The organism is Arthrobacter sp. Y3223164, assembly GCF_059091005.1.
Window position 1 is genome coordinate 1 of the sequence record NZ_JBNHGF010000322.1, and the last position, 3,174, is coordinate 3,174.

General features: G+C 67.5%; 4 protein-coding genes. All 4 read right to left on the reverse strand.

The features are described from left to right. A partial coding sequence (locus AC5RUJ_RS13325) for an amino acid kinase family protein (protein WP_494155989.1) occupies positions 1 to 256 on the reverse strand: 256 nt, incomplete at its 3' end. Continuing rightward, positions 246 to 1,796, reverse strand: a complete 1,551-nt coding sequence (gene obgE, locus AC5RUJ_RS13330) for a GTPase ObgE (protein WP_494022988.1) — start codon at positions 1,794 to 1,796, stop codon at positions 246 to 248. The genes obgE and AC5RUJ_RS13325, both read right to left, overlap by 11 nt. 125 nt (positions 1,797 to 1,921) lie before the next feature. Next, positions 1,922 to 2,182 (reverse strand): 50S ribosomal protein L27, encoded by a 261-nt coding sequence (gene rpmA, locus AC5RUJ_RS13335; protein WP_136785451.1) that lies wholly within the window; start codon positions 2,180 to 2,182, stop codon positions 1,922 to 1,924. A 55-nt stretch (positions 2,183 to 2,237) separates the two neighbouring features. Then, positions 2,238 to 2,546, reverse strand: coding sequence for a 50S ribosomal protein L21 (gene rplU, locus AC5RUJ_RS13340; protein WP_493977453.1), 309 nt, complete (start codon positions 2,544 to 2,546; stop codon positions 2,238 to 2,240). Between the last annotated feature and the right edge of the window lie 628 nt (positions 2,547 to 3,174).

Consider the following 3,174-nt stretch of genomic DNA (forward strand, 5'->3'; position numbering starts at 1 on the left):
GCTGGGTCGCCAGGTCCCGCGGCCGGCGGGCCAGACCCAGCGGGGCCAGTCCGGCGGAGATGGCGCCCGAGGACACCAGGATGACTTCGCTGCCGGCGTTCCGGCGGGCGGCCAGCACCTGCACCAGGGACAGCAGGGCCTCTTCGGAGATGCCTCCCGCCACCGAGGTCAACGACGACGAGCCGACCTTGACCACCAGGCGTCCGGCCGTGGCCAGCAGGGTCCGGTCGGCCGCCGTGGCCGGCTCAGCGCGCATCGTCGTCGTCACTGTCTTCCTCTGCGGTCCAGATGCCGGACTTGCGTTCGGCCTCGAGCTCGGCGCGGGTGGCGGCCCTGGCTTCCTTCCGCTCCTGGTACTGCTCGCGCTTCTCTTCGCGGGTGGGCCGGATGTACTCCATCAGGCGCAGGTCCGTGCCGCGGGGGGAGGACAGCAGTTCGGCGCCGGCGGCCATGGTGGGCTCCCAGTCGAAGACCACGGCGTCGTCTTCGCCGATCACCACCGTGTCGCCCGGGCGGGCGCCGGACTTGAACAGCTGGTCCTCGACGCCCAGCTTGGCCAACCGGTCGGAGAGGTAGCCCACGGCTTCGTCGTTGTTGAAGTCGGTTTGCTTGACCCAGCGTTCCGGCTTCTCTCCGAGCACCCGGAACAGCGGTTCCAGGTTCTTTTCCTCGCGCCGGATGATGAAGCCCCGCTCGTTCACCGAGCGCGGGCGCAGGACGGCGGGGGCCACCTTCGGCGGGGCGGCCTTCGCTTCGGCGCGGGCGGCGGCGACGATCCCGGCCATGGCAAAGCCGAGCTGGCGCAGCCCCTCGTGGGTGGCCGCGGAGACTTCGAACACCTGGTAGCCGCGCTTTTCCAGTTCGGGGCGCACGAATTCGGCCATGTCGCGGCCGTCGGGCACGTCCACCTTGTTCAGCACCACCAGCTTGGGCCGCTGGTTCAGCGGGACCACGTCCCCGTCGGCGCCGGCGTAGCTCATGTCCACGGTGTACTGTTCCAGTTCCCGCTCGATGATCTCGAGGTCGGAGAGGGGGTTGCGGTCGGCTTCCAGCGCCGCGCAGTCCAGCACATGCACCAGTGCGGCGCAGCGCTCCACGTGGCGCAGGAAGTTGTGGCCCAGTCCCTTGCCTTCGCTGGCGCCCTCGATCAGGCCCGGCACGTCGGCAATGGTGAAACGGATATCGCCCGCCTGGACCACGCCCAGGTTCGGCACCAGCGTGGTGAACGGGTACTCGGCGATCTTGGGGCGGGCGGCGGACATGGCCGCGATCAGGCTCGATTTGCCCGCGGACGGGAAGCCGACCAGCGCCACATCGGCGATGGACTTCAGCTCCAGGACGATGTCCCGCTCGTCGCCCGGAATGCCCAGCAAGGCGAATCCGGGTGCCTTGCGCTTGGCCGATGCCAGCGCGGCGTTGCCCAGCCCGCCCTGGCCGCCGGCGGCGGCGACGAACTCGGCGCCATCGCCCACGAGGTCGGCGAGAACGTCACCGTTCTTGGTCTTGACCACGGTGCCGTCGGGGACGGGCAGCACCAGCGTGGCGCCGTTCTTGCCGCCGCGCCAGTCCCCCATCCCCGGGCCGCCGTTGGTGGCGTGCCGGTGCGGGGCGTGGTGGTAGTCCAGCAGCGTGGTGGTCTGGGGGTCCACGCGAAGGATCACGTCGCCGCCGTTGCCGCCGTTGCCGCCGTCGGGCCCGCCCAGCGGCTTGAACTTTTCGCGCTTGACGGAGACGCAACCGTGGCCACCGGATCCGCCGGATACATGCAGGACTACCCGGTCAACGAATGTTGCCACGTGATCGATCTCCTCTGTGCCGGTGGGCGCGAACCGAAACGGCCCACCAGTGATTCTAGTCTGGTTAAAACACCAGTGAGGCGGACCGACGGCCCGCCTCACTGGAAAGCTGTTAGCTGCTTGAATTACTCCGCAGCGGCAGCGACGATGTTCACGACGCGGCGTCCGCGGCGGGTACCGAACTCAACAGCACCGGCCTCAAGGGCGAACAGCGTGTCGTCGCCGCCACGGCCGACGTTGGCGCCGGGGTGGAAGTGCGTGCCGCGCTGGCGGACGATGATCTCGCCGGCGGAAACTACCTGGCCACCGAAGCGCTTCACGCCAAGGCGCTGTGCGTTGGAATCGCGACCATTGCGAGTGGAGCTCGCACCCTTCTTATGTGCCATCTGATTTGCCTACCTTTGTTTCTGAAGGAACGTTTACTAAAAGTCAGCCGACCGCTTACGCGATGTCGGTGACCTTGACCTTGGTCAGTGCAGAACGGTAGCCCTGGCGCTTCTTGTAGCCGGTCTTGTTCTTGTACTTCTGGATAACGATCTTCGGGCCGCGGAGATTTTCGACAATCTCGGCGGTGACCTTGACGTTGGCCAAAGCATCGGCAGCAGAGGTGACCTTGTCGCCGTCGACCAGGAGCAGAGCAGGCAGCTCGATGGTGCTACCGGCCTCGCCGGGGACGCGGTCAAGGGTCACGAGGTCTCCAACGGAAACCTTTTCTTGGCGGCCGCCGGCGCGGACAATCGCGTACACCACTTGGGAACTCACTTCTCTAGACGTTTATTACAGTTTTTGCTCGAATACGCAGGCACGACATAACGGCCTGGAAAGCACTGTGCATCCGCGCCTGCGGGTGGAAACCCTTCGAAGGCGTACGCACCGAAGATCTAGATTACGCTATTACGGCTATCAGCCGCAAACCAGCGGGCTCCGGGGGTGCCGGGACGGGCTCTGGCGTCATCTTCTCCTGGCACGGGCGGACAGCAATCCGCTCGGGCGCACCTGACAATACTACCGGCCGAGCCGGCCAGGCACGTGCATTTCGCCGCCGCGACACGGCGTGCGTTGATTCCGCTGCGGGAAGTGGGCTGGAGACGGTGTCCGCACCTGCCGGGCGGCCAGCGGTGGCGGCCAGCCGTGGCGGGCACCGGGCAGCCCAACCGGAACCCAACCGGAACCAGTCACAGCCGCGCCAGACGCAGGCAGGCCGCGGAACCGATGCGGTCCGCGGCCTGCCCGGGCATACGACCCTGCCTACAGTTCCGAGGCCGGTACTCCTACACCCAGCACCACAGGAGCGGCCGCTTCGTTCTTGTCCGCTGCCGCTTCGGCCAGTGCGGACGCGGCCGGGGCCGTGGCGGCGTGGCGGTGGCCGCCGTCGTTC

Bases quoted from the DNA above. Each gene is read 5' to 3' on its own strand.
- rpmA (WP_136785451.1), bottom strand. From the start codon at position 2,182: ATGGCACATAAGAAGGGTGCGAGCTCCACTCGCAATGGTCGCGATTCC.